Origin of the sequence: Catenuloplanes japonicus (genome assembly GCF_000717135.1) — a bacterium.
GTDB lineage: Bacteria > Actinomycetota > Actinomycetes > Mycobacteriales > Micromonosporaceae > Catenuloplanes > Catenuloplanes japonicus.
The window spans coordinates 113,061-127,524 of the sequence record NZ_JNXY01000035.1; the positions used below are offsets into that span (position 1 = coordinate 113,061).

Below are 14,464 nucleotides of genomic sequence, written 5' to 3' on the forward strand. Positions count from 1 at the left end.
TTGCTGCTTTAACGGCAAATCAGACGTTGGCCGCCGACTGTTCCGCGAGCAGGTCCGACACCGCACCCGCGGCCATCGGCCTGGCGAAATGGAAGCCCTGCGCGTTGACGCAGCCGAGCCCGGCCAGCTCCGCGGCCTGCCCCGGCGACTCGACACCCTCCGCGACCGTCTCCAGGTGCATCATCTGGCTCAGCCGCAGCACGGTCTCGGCCACGACCTTGCCCTCGGGCGTGCCGTCCAGCTTCGCCACGAACGACCGGTCGATCTTGAGGATGTCGACCGGCAGCGCGGTCAGGTAGCGCAGCGTGGAGTAACCGGTGCCGAAGTCGTCCAGCGCGATCCGGATCCCGCGCTCGTGCAGCCTGCGCAGCTCCGCCACGGCCACCGGGTCCTCCACCCGGACGCTCTCGGTGACCTCCACGATGAGGTCCCGGTACGGCAGCCCGTACGTGTCCAGCACCGCGAACACCCGGTCGGCCAGCCCCGGCTCCAGCTGCCGCGGTGACACGTTCACGGCCAGGTGCAACATGTGCCCGGCCGTCCGCCACGCCGCGACCTGCGCGATCGCCTGCTCCAGCACCCACGCGCCGATCTGCCGGATCGCGCCGGTCTCCTCGGCCAGCGGGATGAACGACAGCGGCGCCACCGTGCCGCGCTCCGGGTGCTCCCAGCGGACCAGCGCCTCCACGCCCACGATCCGGCCGTCCGGCAGCGTCGCGATCGGCTGGTAGTGCACGCGCATCTGTCCGGCCGCGACCGCGTCACCGAGCGCGGCGGCCAGCTCCTCCACGTCCGGGTCGGCGCCGTCCCGCTCCGCACGCTTCGCCCGGTACATCGACTCGTCGGCCAGCCGCAGCAGCGCGTCCGCGCCGTGCTCGCCCGGACCGGTCAGCGCCACGCCGATCGCGGCGCGCACCTGCACCACCACGTCGCCGATCAGGATCGGCAGCTCCATCTCCTGGCGCAGCCGCCGCACCACGGACTGCGCGTTCGCGGCCGTGCCGATGTCGTGCAGCACCACCGCGAACTCGTCGCCGCCCAGCCGCCCGACCACGTCCGAGCCGAGCACGGCCCGGCGCAGCATCCCGGCGAACTCCACCAGCATCCGGTCGCCGGCCGCGTGCCCGAGCCCGTCGTTGACCTGCTTGAAACCGTTCAGGTCGACCAGCAGTACCGCGGTCGACTGGCCGGAGCGCTGCCCGCGGACCAGCGCGCGGCCGAGCGCGTCGTGCAGCCGGGAGCGGTTCGCCAGGCCGGTCAGCCCGTCCGTGATCGCCAGCTCGTGGTTCTCCCGCAGCGTGGCGACCTGCCGCAGCACCACGATGCCGACCAGCACCAGCGCGCCGAGCACCAGCCCGGTCCACGGATAGATCTCGCCCTCGCGCAGCGTGGCCACGACCAGCAGCGCCAGGCCGACCAGCACGCCGAGGTAGGGCAGCCGGCTCACCGAGGCCCGGCTCACCGACTCCAGCCGGGCCGCGCCCTCGGAGCGGGAGGCCTCGAACGCGGCCGCGGCCAGCATCACGTCCGCCGTCGTCCAGCAGCAGTACTGCCACGCGGTCGCGGCCAGCGTGCCCGGATGCGAGGCCAGCCAGCCCAGGTAGGCATTGCTGATGATCTCGAAGATCCAGCCGGCGCCGACCAGCAGCATCGGCAGCCGGGCGGCCGCGTCCACGCCCCGGACCAGCACCAGCGTCACGCCGAAGAGCAGAAGCAGATCGCCGATGGGGTACGAGAGCGCCGCCGCCGCATCGGCCGCCTCCATCCCGGACGCGCCGGCCACCGCGGGCCCGACCACGAAGTACCACATGACCATCGCGCCGCCGACCAGCACGGCACCCACGTCCAGGATGACCTTCCAGCGGTCCAGGCGCCCGCTCGCGCGCCGGGGCATGGACAGCACGCCGGCCAGCATCAGCGGCAGGAACAGCCCGAGCCGGACCAGGTCGCCGGGCGAGGGGAAAAGGGCGGACTTGTCCCGGTACACGATGAACAGCACGGTGCCGGTGAGCAGCGCGGCGAACGCCAGGGACATGATCAGCCAGGCCCGCCGGGTCGCCGCGTCCAGTCCGGGACGGCGCGCGGCCCGGATCGCGAACACCAGCGCGGTCACGTCCACCAGCGGGATCGCCACGCACGGCAGGATCACCCGGGCCGACAGCGAGAACGGCGCCAGCAGCATCGTGGCGGTCACCGTCAGTACCACGACGCCGGCCGCGCCGTAGAAGGCCACCGTTGATCGGCGCATGATCCTCCCCGCGATCCGGAACCCGACTCATCCCTCATCGGCCACGCGAAGGGCGAGATGAGGCGGCCGCCGCGTACGCCGTCGGGGAAATTTGAGAGAATTTCGCGGGGAACGCCCGGTGATGCGGGAATGAGGCGCCGCACCGGGACGTTGGCCGAGTCGGTTTGTTCTTTGCATGGAGGGGGAGAGACCGGTGCTCGATCCGGAGGGGCTCTACCAGCTCACCGATGACCTGCCGACGCTCGCTGAGCTCGACGAGCCGGTGCTGGTGCACGCGATGACGGGCTTCGTGGACGCGGGCAGCGCCACCCAGCTGGCAGTGGACCACATGCTCACGACGCTGGACAGCACCGTGCTGGCGACGTTCGACCACGACGCGCTGATGGACTACCGGTCCCGCCGTCCCACGATGATCTTCGACCGCGACCACTGGGTCAGCTACGACGCGCCCCAGCTCGCGCTGCACCTGGTGCACGACGAGGTCTCCGCGCCGTTCCTGCTGCTCACCGGCCCGGAGCCGGACCTGCAGTGGGAGCGGTACATCGCCGCCGTGACGCAGCTCATCGAGCGCTTCCGGGTCCGGCTCACGATCGGGCTGAACGCGATCCCGATGGCGGTCCCGCACACCCGGCCGACCAGCGTCACCGGCCACGCCACACGGCGCGCGCTGCTCGGCGATCAGGAGTCGTTCATGCAGAAGGTGCAGGTGCCGGCCAGCATCGGCAACCTGCTCGAATACCGGCTCGGTGAACAGGGCAAGGACGCGATGGGCTATGCGGTGCACGTGCCGCACTACCTCGCGCAGACCGAATATCCGGCCGCGGCCGAGACGCTGCTCAGCTCCGTGTCGCACTCCACCGGCCTGCTGCTCACGCTGGACGGGCTGCGGGCGTCCGCCGCCGAGGTCCGCGCCGAGGTGGACCGGCAGATCGCCGAGGACGACCAGGGCCGCAACCTGGTCGGCGCGCTGGAGCAGCAGTACGACGCGTTCGTCCGCGGCCGCGCCTCGAACAGCCTGCTCGCCAGCCCCGCCGTCGAACTCCCCACCGCGGACGAGCTGGGCGCGGAACTGGAGCGCTTCCTCGCCGAGCAGTCCCGCAACGACGACTGAATTTCTGGTCGTCGCTCCGCTCCTCCGGGCTCGGCGCCACTCCCGGCGACGACAGACGGTATCAAGACGAAGAACGTGTCTTGATACCGCCCGCCATCTCTGGTCGCCCGCGCCTCACGACGCGGCCGGCTCTCGCCGGGGCCGGGGGAAACTGCGGCATCAAGACGAAGAACGTGTCTTGATACCGCCCGCCATCTCTGGTCGCCCGCGCCTCACGACGCGGCCGGCTCTCGCCGGGGCCGGGGGAAACTGCCGCGGTCACTTCCTGAACGTGAACGTGGCCTTCTCGCTGGTACCGCCCGGCGTGGTCACCTGGACGTCGTAGGCGCCCGCGACCTTCGCCGGGAACGTGACCTTGATCTGCGTGTCCGACACCTTCACGAACGACACCTTGGCCCCGCCCAGCGTGACCGCGGTGGCGTCGCTCAGCGCCGTACCCGTGATGGTGATCGAGATCGTCTTCTTCTCCGGGCCGGACACCGCGCTCAGCGCGCCGATGACCGGCTTGTCCGGCGCGACGTAGGTGAACGTCGCCGGGTCGCTGGTGCCGCCCGGCGTGGTCAACCGCACCTCGTACGTGCCGGCCGCCTTCACCGGGAACGTGGCCTTGACCTGCGTGGCGGAGACCCTGACGAACGACAGCTTCTGCGTGCCGAGCGTGAGCGCGGTGGCATCGGCCAGCCCGGTCCCGTTGATCACGACCTGCGTGGTCTTGTACGTCGGCCCGCTGGTCGCGCTCAGCTCGGTCACGACCGGCTTCGGCGGCGCGACGTAGCTGACCGTGACGCTCGTGGTGCCGCCGGCCGTGGTGATGGTCAGCGGGACGTCACCGGCGGGACGCGCCGGCAGCGACACCGTGATCTTCGTGTCCGTGACGGTCCCGCCGGCCGTCTTCCCGCCCAGCGACAGCGTCGCCTTCAGCAGGTTCGTGCCGGTGATGGTGACCGGCGTGGCCTTGAACGTGGACGCCGTGGTCGTCGACACGGCCGTGACCGCGGGCGCGTCCGGCAGCGTGTAGGTCAGCGTGACCGGCGTGCTCACGCCGTACGCCGTGGTGACCTTGACCGGGTACGACCCGGCCGCCATCGCCGGCGCGACGAACGTCAGTGCACCGCCGCCGGCCGCCGCCTTGGCGGACACCGTGCGGGTGCCGAGCGTGACCGACTTGACGCCGGTCAGGTCCGTGCCGGTCAGCGTGACCGTGACGCCGCCGTAGAGCACGGTGGACAGCGGCGAGATCGCGCTGACCGACGGGCCGTTCGGCGTGTACGCGAACTTCGTCGCGGTCCCGGTCGCGCTGGTCCCGGCGCCGTTGACGACCGTGACGTCCACCGTGGCGCCGGAGGCCCCGGCCGGCGCGGTCGCGACCAGCTTGGTGACGCCGCCGGTCGTGGTGGCCGTGAACGCTGCCGTCGTCGCGCCGAACCGCACCGCGGTCGCGGTGGACAGGCCGGAGCCGGTGATCGTGACCGCGGTGCCGCCCGAGGCCGGGCCGGACTTCGCGGAGAGCGACGCGACGGACGGCGCCAGCTCGGTCTGGCTCGCCGGCGTGCTGATGCCGCTGACCGTGTACGCGCCGTTCACCGCGGTCTGCACGAACGACCAGGACAGGTGCGCGTCGCCGCCGTTGCCCCAGCCGGTGCCCCACGAGTTACGGATGATCACGCCGGTCGCGTCGTAGCCCATCACCGCGACCATGTGGCCGCCCAGGCTCGTACCGCTGGTGGTGGTGTAGTTGGTGTGGCTCCTCAGGTTCATGAAGTCCTTGTAGACCGGGAAGCCCATGGCGACCGGCTGGCCCGAGGCGAGCGCCTCCTTGACCACGGCCTGCGCGTTCGCGCCCTGACCGCCGCCGACCCACAGCCGCTGCCAGCCGTTGACCCGGTAGTTCTTCGCGTTCTCGATCTCGTCCGCGGTCGGCGGGGTCTGCCAGCCGGTGGTGCCCTGGAAGTAGTGGTCCTGGGTGTCCACGCCGCCGTTCGACGCCGTGGTCAGCGCGTGGTCCGGGTTCGTGCCGGCGCTCGGTGCGCCGCCGGACGCGACCGTGCGCATGTAGAGGAAGAGCGGCGCGTAGGGCGCGCCCGCCCCGGACTGACGCTTCGCGTAGTAACCCATGATCTGGTACGCGATGGTCCACGACACGCAGGCGCCGACCTGGCCCTGGTCGCCCGGGGACGGGGCGTAGGAGCGCAGGTCGACGCTGGCGGGCAGGTCGGCGGCGGCGGACGCGTCCGACGAGCGCGCCTTCTTCAGGATCGGGCTCTGGACGTAGCCGCCGACCGCGTGCGGGAGCCTCGGGGCCGCGGCCGAGGCCGGGACCGGGACGGCCGCGACGCCGAGCGCCACCGCGAGCAGGGCAGCGCCACGGGACAGGAATCCCCTGCGGGTAATGCTCATACGGGCTCCTTCCGATCGACCGGTCACCCGAAGACGGCTCGGGGACCGGACTGGCCGCACAGTCGGCCCGGCCGGGTGCGGCCTGAGGGTTTTACCGGTGCACCCGGGGTTCGTGCGGTCTCAGCGGGTGCGGCCGGCGCCGCCGCACACATCGCCGTCGCTGCCCGGCCCGCATCGCTGGGGCTGCCCGGCTCGCTGCCGCTGCCCGGCTCGCAACGCTGGGGCTGCCCGGCTCGCAACGCTCGTGCTGCCGGCGCGCAACGCTCAGGTACCGGTCCGCAACGCCGATACAACCTGCCGAGCGCGGCCATCCCCCGTCGCGCCGGTGGTGACGTGGAGGATTCCCATGGCCGGGAACGAGGCCGGAGCGGCAAGCGAGAGTGAGAGCAGCGCGGGCAGCGCCCGGCTCAACCTGATCGGCGCCGCGCTCGTGCTGGCCCTGCTGTTCACGGGCGGGCTGGTCTGGCAACGGCACGTGGCATCCCTGCCCCCGGCGGTCGCGGCCTGGGAGCGCGGCACCGTCTCGGTGACGCCGCAGGAGACCGGCGCGGCACGCCTGGAGATCGCCGGCACGGCCGTGGGCACGGACGACCAGCACTGCGCGACCGTGCACTACACCGGCGACACGGACGTGTCGGTCCGGCTCTACGGCGCGAACTACGCGGACGCGGACGCCGGGCAGGTGCGCCTGCGGATCGTCTCCGGCAGCGGGCCGACGTGCGCCGCGTTCGGCGAGGAGAGCACGGTCTACGACGGCACGGTCGGCGACTTCGCGACCCGGTCCACCGCGTACCGCACCGGCGTCGGCGCGTGGCAGCCGAGCGAGGGTGGCGAGCAGTCGCACCCGTACGCGTTCACCTACGAGGTCATCAGCAGCACCCCGCAGCCCACGGGCGTCGACTTCGTCTGGGAGGCCCGCTCCGGTGACCCGCGCTGAGCCGCTCACTGGCGTGCGGTACGCCGTCGTCGCGGCCACCGCCGCCGCGCTCTACCAGGCCGCCGCGCTCGTCCTGCCGGAGGTCTTCACGCAGGCCGGCCTCTGTGCGGCGCTCGCCGGCGCGCTCGTCGCCTACACGCTGGCCGCGATGCGCCGGCAGTCCGGCCGCCGCTGGCTGTGGACGGTCGGCGCGGTCGGCCTCACGCTGTGGCTCGGCTCGAACGTGCTGATGCTGGCCGGCCTGCTCGCCGGCCGCGAACTGGTCCCGGCGGTCGTGGTCGCGCTGCCCACCATGATGACGTTCGTCTGCGCGTTCGGCGCGCTGCTGATGCTGCCCACCGCGCCCGCCGGCTGGGCCGGCAAGCTGCGCATGACGCTGGACGGTGTGCAGATCAGCACCGCGCTGCTGATGCCCGGCTGGATCCTCGCGGTCGAGCCCGCGCTGCACGACGCCGGACCGCTCGCGGGCGACGGGCGGCAGTGGGTGACCATCTCGTACACCATCGGCTCGCTCGCGGTTCTCGCCGTCGCGCTGCTGCTCTTCTCCGGGGCGCAGGGACAACCCGCGCTCGGCCTGTTCAGCGGCGCGCTGTCGCTGGCCGCCTGCTACAACCTGGCCGCCACCTATTTGGAGATCAACTCCGGGATCGACGTGGACCGGGCGCTGGCCGGACTGCTGGTGCTGGTCGTGCTGCTGATCGCGGGCACGCCCCGGCTGCCGCTCGCCTCCGGCGGCGACGCGACCTGGTCACCTCGCACCATCGTGGGCGGCTGGGTCATGCCCTATCTGCCGGCCATCGCGGGCCTGACCATCAGCCTCGCGCACGTGCTCGGCACCGGCACGATCGACCTGGTCGTGGTGGTACTGACCGCGCTGATGGTCGGCGCGATCCTGGCCCGGCAGGCGCTCACGCTGTGGATGACGTCCCGCCTCACCGCGGAACTCACCGAACAGCGGCAGCGCCTCGCCCACCAGGCCGCGCACGACCCGCTGACCGGGCTGGCCAACCGTTCCGTCTTCGCGGAGCGGCTGGCGGCCGCGCTCACGCCCGGGTCCGGCGGCACGCCCGCGCTGCTCATGGTCGACCTGGACGGGTTCAAGACGGTCAACGACACGCTCGGCCACGCCGCCGGCGACACGCTGCTGGTGGCGGTCTCGGAACGGCTGTGCGCGCTCACCCGCGCCGGCGACACCGTGGCCCGGCTCGGCGGCGACGAGTTCGCGGTGCTGGTCACGGAGTCGTCCGCGGAGGAGGCCGCCGGCCTGGCCGACCGGCTGCTCGCGGAGCTGACCCTGCCGGTACGCGTGGACGGCGGCGACGCCGCGGTCGGCGCCAGCATCGGCATCACGCTCGGCGTCGGCTACGACGACGACCCCGGCCGGATGCTGCGCGACGCCGACCTCGCGCTCTACGCCGCGAAGGCGGACGGCAAGGGCCGCTACCGGTTCGCCGACGCGGAGATGATCGCCGAGTCGCTCCACCGGATGGAGCTCGACGGCGAGCTCCGCAACGCGCTGGTCCGCGGCGAGTTGAAGATCCACTACCAGCCGGTGGTGGACCTGGACACCGGCCGGGTCACCGGCGCCGAGGCGCTGCTGCGCTGGCAACACCCGCAGCGCGGACTGCTGCCGCCCGCCATGTTCCTGCCGGCCGCGGAGGCGAACGGCCTGCTGCCCGACATCGACCGCTGGGTGCTGCACCAGGCCTGCCGTCAGGCCGTCGGATGGCAGGGCGAGCACGGCTTCTCGGTCAGCGTCAACGTCACCGCCGGGCACGTGCTCTCCGGCCGGCTGGTCCACGACGTGCGCGAGGCGCTCGACGGATCCGGCCTGGCCGCGAACAAGCTGGTGCTGGAGCTGACCGAGACGTCACTGCTCTACGACCTGGACGGCGCCGCGGTCACGCTCACCGAGCTGGCCGACATGGGCGTGCGGGTGGCGCTCGACGACTTCGGCACCGGGTACGCGTCCCTCTCCTACCTGCAGAACCTCCCGATCCACGCCATCAAGATCGACCGCTCGTTCGTCCAGCGGCTCGGCGACGACTCCACCAGCTCCGCCGTCACCCAGGCCCTGGTCAACCTGGCCGAGACGCTCGGCATCTCCCAGATCGCCGAGGGCGTGGAGACGCCGGACCAGCTGGACCGGCTGCGCGGCCTCCAGTGCGCCTTCGGCCAGGGCTTCTTCTTCTCCAGCCCCCTCCCCCCGGAGGAACTCACCCGAGTCCTCGCCGACGACCGCGCCGCCGCCGGCTCCTCCTGACAGCGGCCCGCCGCCGGAGCAGCAGCCTCGCCGGCAGGCCGCGTCACGGCCTGCCGGGGCTGCGCACCGCGCTCTCACTGACCGAGCGACTGACCGAGTCGCCGATGGAAACGCGGGTCCGGTTGCTGCTGCACGATGCCGGGCTGGCCGCGCCGACGCCGCAGCACCGGATCATTCACCGTGGACGCCGGCCGGCGCGGGTCGGCTTCGCCTACGAGGAGCAGCGAGTGGCGATCGAGTACGAGGGGGACTACCACCGGGAGAAGTCCGCGTTCCGGTGCGATGTGGCACGACTGCACGACCTGGCCGCGGCCGGACGGCATGTCATCCGGGTCACCGCGGACGACGTCCACCACGACCCGGATCTCCTGATCCGCAGAGTACGAAAACGGCTCAGAACGGGGTGAAGTCCTCGTAGGAGGGCTCGGTCAGCATGTCGGGGAGGCGGATCGCGGTGCAGCGCCACGGCGACGCGGAGGGGATCTCGGTCCAGCCGAGGTTCGTCACGTAGTAGCGCAGCGCGGCCTGGACCGGGGGCACGTCGTCGTCCAGCACGATCACGCCGCCGGGCCGCACGATCTTCCGCAGGTAGTAGAGGTCGACGAAGACCTCGTGGAAGCGGTGGCTGCCGTCCACGAACGCCGCGTCCACCCGCAGGCCGTCGTGCAGCAGACGGGGCAGCGCGACCGAGGAGTCCTCCCGTACCAGCGTGGTGGTCTTCTCCAGACCCGCCGCGGTCATCGCCTCCCAGCCGACGTCGTCGTAGGCGCTCTTCTGGAACGGATCGATCGCCCAGTGCCGGCCGGACGGGCCCAGCGCCTCACCGATCGCGAGCGCGGACGCGCCGTAGGCCAGGCCGATCTCCACCACGGTCCGCGCGCGCTCCGCGAGCAGCAGGTCGCGCAGCAGGTCGCAGTCGTGCGCGGGGAGCGAGACCGCCCGGAAGTCGCCGGCCTGCCCTCCTCCCCGCAGGCGCGGCGGCCCGTCCGTCGTCAGTCGTCGCCGTGCCGCGCTCACCGGATTTTCCACGCTGTCACCGTACCGTCACCGCGGGTCGAAAATGTCGTACCCGTCGATTAGTATGTGTGTACGAAAGACGCCACCCCACCAGGGAGGATCTTCAACCGTGCCCACTCTCGAGAACGATCTCACGCCCTACGCGACGATGCTCTCGTTCACCCGCTACGTCGGCCGCACCGGCCCCAAGAAGGCCTCGTTCGTCAGCGGGCTCCGCCGGGCGCGGCAGGCAAAGTCGGGCTTCAATCCGCACGGCCAGCTCGTCAAGGCACTCAAGGCCGACATCCAGTTCCGCACACCCGGCACGCACCTCGAGGCCGTGGTGCAGGCGGTCAAACCGCGCTGGCGGCCGCTCTACGAGGCGTCGACCACGGGCGCGGCCCGCTACCTCGAGTCGCTCGGCGACCTGGACAAGCTGTGGCTGGCCCAGACCCACGACGCGCTCGCCGTGATCGGCGGGCTTCCAGTCAAGATCAACCCCCACCTCGGCCTGCGGTACGAGGGCGGCCGCGCGGAAGCCGTCCGCCTCCACTTCGACGAGACGCCGCCGAGCGACGAGACCGTGGTCGCCACGCTGCACCTCATGGCCGCCCACATGGGCCTGATCCTCCCGCACGCGGAGCCGGTCCTGGTCGACGTGCGGCGCGGTTCCGTGTTCCGCGCCGACACGACGTCCAAGCCCGCGGACATCGACCGCTGGCTGACCGGCGAGGCCGCGGCCTTCGCGGCGATGTGGTCAACCGCGTCGTAGCCACCGAACCCGGCAAGCGGCGGGCCGCGCGACTTCGCGCGGCCCGCCAGTTCGCGCGGCCCGCCAGTTCGCGCGGCCCGCCAGTTCGCGCGGCCCGCCAGTTCGCGCGGCCCGCCACGTCGCGCAGACCGCCACGTCGCGCAGACCGCCACGTCGTGCACGCCGCCACCTCGTGACAGGAGAGCCGACCAGCAGCAAAGATGGGCCGAGACGCGCCCGAAATACGGTATTTACGGCCTGAATGGTGCACTCCCGCTTAGGGTGCGAAACGGGAAGCGCTCAGGTGCCGTTCGGTTGCGACGATCGGATGCCCGGACACGTCAGCAGGCCGCGATCGCCGCAGGATCGCACGAGCTCGGGAGACCGTGGTGCGCAGGAAGCCTTTCGACCGCGGCGCCGCGGCGCTGGGCCTGGCCGTGGCATTGACGCTGACGGCCCCGCAGACAGCACAGGCGGCCGAGCAGCATCGACACGAGAGCGCAGCCGCCGGGGCCACCGCAGCCACGCACACCAATCCGGCGGCCCAAGCCGATCCGGCCGCGCGGGGCAAGGTCGCCGCGCAAGCCGATCCGACCGCTCAGGACAGACCCACAGTGCAAGCCGATCGGGCCGCGCAAGACATGCCCGCACCGCAAGCCGGCCCGGTCGCACAGGACAAGCCCGCACCGCAAGCCGGCCCGGCCACACCGGGCAGGCCCTCAGCGCAGGGCGAGCCCATCGCGCCGGCCGGTCCGGGCAAGCAGAGCAACGTCGTTCACGAGGTCGCGTTCGTCCGGGACGGGAACGTGTTCGTGACGCGTGGGGGCGTCGAGCGTCAGCTCACCCGGAACGGTACCGCCGCCCGGCCCCGATGGGCCCCGGACGGCCGGCGGATCGCCTATCTCGCCGGGAACCGCCTCTGGGTGATGAACGCGGACGGCAGTGACCAGCGCCGGATCAGCGGCTACGCCTCCGGCGGCGCGGACTGGTCGCCGGACGGGAAGTGGCTGGCCTTCGCCGCCCCGGGCTGCACCGGCGGGCCGGCCGTCTACCGCATCGAGGTTCCCGCCACGCCGCAGCCGGCCACGAAGCCGGAGGTGCTCTTCCCCGCCGAGTGCAAGGGCCAGCCGCTGCCCGCGGACAAGCCCGTACCCGCGCGCGGCACGCTCGCGGAGCGGATCGCCGTGGACGACGCGGTCTCCTGGGCGCCGGACGGGAAGCGGATCGCGTTCCGCGGCGGACGATGTGAGTCGATCTACGACGCCTGCCTGACCGTGGGCACGGTCGCGGGGGCGAAGGAGCAGGCCGTGGCCGTGTTCGGCGGCGGCGGGCAGACGGACGGGTTCGCCGCCGTCCCGGCCTGGCGGCCGGACGGGACGCGCCTGACCTGGACCGCGCAGGGCACGTCGTCGCTGAGCCTGGTCGAGTTCACCACGGCCGGCGGGAAGAAGCGCACGCTCGGGGTGCCGGGTGATCGGGAGCTGAGCTATCTCACCACGCGGATCGCGTTCCTGACCGGGGAGCGGGACGGCCGGTCCTGGATCTTCCAGCTGGATCCGGAGCAGAACACGCGCGTGCCGCTGGGCAAGGGCTCGCAGCCGGATCCGCGCCCCTTGAAAAGATGACATAGAAGAAACAAAATATCTCCGGAGCCGTTCGGGCCCGTCGTGCGGGAGGCAGGGCAAGCCTTCCACCACCAGCGGCGGGAGCGTCGCCACGCTGCCTTCACTCGCAGCGATCCCGTTCGGAGCTGAACCATGCCCGCAAGAACACGCATCCTCGCGACCGTCGCCACCGTGTGCGCGGTCGCCCTCACCCTGCTCATGATCCGGCCCGCAACGGCCCAGACCCGGATGGCCGACCCGGTCCGGATCATGGCGCTCGGCGACTCGATCACCGGCTCGCCCGGCTGCTGGCGCGCGCTGCTGTGGCAGAAGCTGCAGGCCGCCGGATACACCAACACCGATTTCGTGGGTACGCTGCCGACGCAGGGCTGCGGCTTCGTCTACGACGGTGAGAACGAGGGCCACGGTGGCTACCTGGCCACGAACATCGCGAACCAGTCGCTGCTGCCGGGCTGGCTGGCCGCCACCGACCCGGACGTCGTGATCATGCATCTGGGCACGAACGACGTCTGGAGCAGCATCGCGCCGGCCACGATCCTGGCCGCGTTCAGCACGCTGGTCGACCAGATGCGAGCCAGCAATCCCGCCATGAAGGTCCTGGTCGCGCAGATCATCCCGGTCGACCCGCCGAGTTGCACCGAGTGCGCGGCGCGGACGGTGGCGTTCAACGCGGCGATCCCGGCGTGGGCCGCGTCCAGGACGACCGCGGCCTCGCCGGTCACGGTGGTCGACCAGTGGACCGGTTTCGTGCCGGCCACGGACACCGGCGACGGCGTGCACCCGAACGCGGCCGGCGACGTCAAGATCGCGAACAGGTGGTACCCGCCGCTGGTCCAGGCGCTCACCGGCACCCAGCCGACCCCGACGCCGACCGGGACAGGCAGTCCGGCCCCGACGCCCACGCCCACGTCCGGTCCGGCCGGCGGGTGCACCGCGAGCTACAGGGTGACCGGGCAGTGGCCGGGCGGGTTCCAGGGCGAGCTGGCGGTCGCGAACGCGGGTACCACGGCCAGCCGCTCGTGGACCGCGCGGTTCGCGTTCGGCGCGGGGCAGCAGGTCTCGCAGTCGTGGGGCGGCGTGGTCACCCAATCGGGTGCGAACGTGACGGTCGGCAACGCGGCCTGGAACGGCGTGCTGGCTCCGGGCGCGAGCACCACGGTCGGGTTCATCGCGTCGTGGACGGGGAGTAATCCCGCGCCTACCGCCACCTGCACTTTCGGATAAACAACCACAAAACACCACCAAACCCGAAAGGGGGTACGGCGGGAGCTGCGCTTCCGTCGTACCCCCTGGGTATTGTCTGGGGTCTGATGAGTATCGAGACGAACACTGATCTTGAGGAAGCACTCCACCTCACGAGGCTTGCCGATCAGATGAACGGGTTGGCCGACCAGATCAACGCGCTGTCCCACGGACGGGTGCGGACGTTCCATCCCCGGCGGGGGCGGATGAGTCCGAAGCATCACGACGCCATGGAACGGTTGTGGGAGAGCCACGGCGTCGACGTGCCGCTCGACCCTGCCGAGGCGCTGCCGCTCGACCTCGCCGCGCTCTTCGGCCGCGAGGCGCCGGTCGTGCTGGAGATCGGGTCCGGCATGGGCGAGGCGACCGTGTCGATGGCCGAGGCCGACCCCGGGCGCGACTACCTGGCGGTGGAGGTGCACACGCCCGGCGTGGGCAACCTGCTGGCCATGTCCGAGCGCCGCGGGCTGACCAACGTGCGGGTCGCGCTCGGCGACGCATTGACGCTGGTCGGGCACCAGCTGGCGCCCGGCTCGCTCGACGCGATCCACGTCTTCTTCCCGGACCCGTGGCCCAAGGCGCGGCACCACAAGCGGCGGCTGATCCAGCCCGCGCACCTCGGGCTGCTCCGCTCCCGGCTGCGTCCGGGCGGCACGCTGCACTGCGCCACCGACTGGGCGGAGTACGCACAGTCGATGATGGAGAGCCTGACCGCGGAGCCCGGTCTGACCAACGCGTTCGACCGGTTCGCGCCGCGGCCCGAGCACCGGCCGATGACCAAGTTCGAGCGCCGGGGCATCGCCGCGCACCGCCCGATCTACGACGTGATCTTCCACCGCTCGGCCGTCGACGAGGAGCAGCCCTAGTCAGATAGATCATCTCCTCTTGTCGCCG

Annotated in this window: 11 protein-coding genes; 8 read left to right on the top strand and 3 right to left on the bottom strand. The window is 72.0% G+C overall.

Annotation, left to right across the window (positions count from 1 at the left end; all coding sequences use genetic code 11):
- Window positions 1-19: 19 nt before the first annotated feature.
- A complete protein-coding gene (locus OP04_RS39750) occupies window positions 20-2,248 on the bottom strand; it encodes a putative bifunctional diguanylate cyclase/phosphodiesterase (protein ID WP_157240990.1) in 2,229 nt (742 codons plus the stop codon).
- Between the two features lie 193 nt (window positions 2,249-2,441).
- Between OP04_RS39750 and OP04_RS39755 the strand changes: the two genes are divergently transcribed.
- A complete protein-coding gene (locus OP04_RS39755) occupies window positions 2,442-3,359 on the top strand; it encodes a proteasome assembly chaperone family protein (RefSeq protein ID WP_033345134.1) in 918 nt (305 codons plus the stop codon).
- A 258-nt stretch (window positions 3,360-3,617) separates the two neighbouring features.
- On the opposite strand, the gene OP04_RS50620 is transcribed toward OP04_RS39755, so the two are convergent.
- A complete protein-coding gene (locus OP04_RS50620) occupies window positions 3,618-5,756 on the bottom strand; it encodes an IPT/TIG domain-containing protein (protein ID WP_157240992.1) in 2,139 nt (712 codons plus the stop codon).
- Between the two features lie 346 nt (window positions 5,757-6,102).
- On the opposite strand from OP04_RS50620, the gene OP04_RS39765 reads away from it, so the two are divergent.
- The 3 genes from OP04_RS39765 to OP04_RS39775 all read left to right on the top strand — a co-directional run bounded on the left by OP04_RS39765 (window position 6,103) and on the right by OP04_RS39775 (window position 9,363).
- Window positions 6,103-6,693: a hypothetical protein gene (locus OP04_RS39765; protein ID WP_033345135.1), complete on the top strand. Its 591-nt coding sequence runs from the start codon at window positions 6,103-6,105 to the stop codon at window positions 6,691-6,693.
- A 13-nt stretch (window positions 6,694-6,706) separates the two neighbouring features.
- Window positions 6,707-8,956 carry a putative bifunctional diguanylate cyclase/phosphodiesterase gene (locus OP04_RS50625; protein WP_051799789.1) on the top strand — a complete coding sequence of 750 codons (2,250 nt, stop codon included), beginning with the start codon at window positions 6,707-6,709 and terminating at the stop codon, window positions 8,954-8,956.
- 104 nt (window positions 8,957-9,060) lie between these two features.
- On the top strand, window positions 9,061-9,363 hold the full coding sequence (locus OP04_RS39775; RefSeq protein WP_051799790.1) for a DUF559 domain-containing protein: 303 nt from the start codon (window positions 9,061-9,063) through the stop codon (window positions 9,361-9,363).
- Here the strand turns inward: OP04_RS39775 and OP04_RS39780 are convergent.
- Window positions 9,350-9,985, bottom strand: coding sequence for an O-methyltransferase (locus tag OP04_RS39780; RefSeq protein ID WP_033345136.1), 636 nt, complete (start codon window positions 9,983-9,985; stop codon window positions 9,350-9,352). The genes OP04_RS39775 and OP04_RS39780 overlap by 14 nt on opposite strands.
- A 52-nt stretch (window positions 9,986-10,037) precedes the next feature.
- On the opposite strand from OP04_RS39780, the gene OP04_RS39785 reads away from it, so the two are divergent.
- The 4 genes from OP04_RS39785 (at window position 10,038) to trmB (ending at window position 14,436) form a co-directional block, all read left to right on the top strand.
- The gene (locus tag OP04_RS39785; RefSeq protein WP_408606838.1) at window positions 10,038-10,724 is read left to right on the top strand and encodes a hypothetical protein; all 687 of its coding nucleotides are present in this window, start codon (window positions 10,038-10,040) and stop codon (window positions 10,722-10,724) included.
- Window positions 10,725-11,344: 620 nt separating this feature from the next.
- Entirely contained in the window at window positions 11,345-12,328 is a 984-nt protein-coding gene (locus OP04_RS39790) for a TolB family protein (protein ID WP_051799791.1), read from the top strand.
- Window positions 12,329-12,460: 132 nt separating this feature from the next.
- Complete coding sequence (locus tag OP04_RS39795) at window positions 12,461-13,552, top strand: cellulose binding domain-containing protein (protein ID WP_033345138.1); 1,092 nt, start codon at window positions 12,461-12,463, stop codon at window positions 13,550-13,552.
- A gap of 149 nt (window positions 13,553-13,701) precedes the next feature.
- Window positions 13,702-14,436, top strand: a complete 735-nt coding sequence (gene trmB / locus OP04_RS39800) for a tRNA (guanosine(46)-N7)-methyltransferase TrmB (protein WP_051799792.1) — start codon at window positions 13,702-13,704, stop codon at window positions 14,434-14,436.
- The last annotated feature ends 28 nt before the right edge of the window (window positions 14,437-14,464 follow it).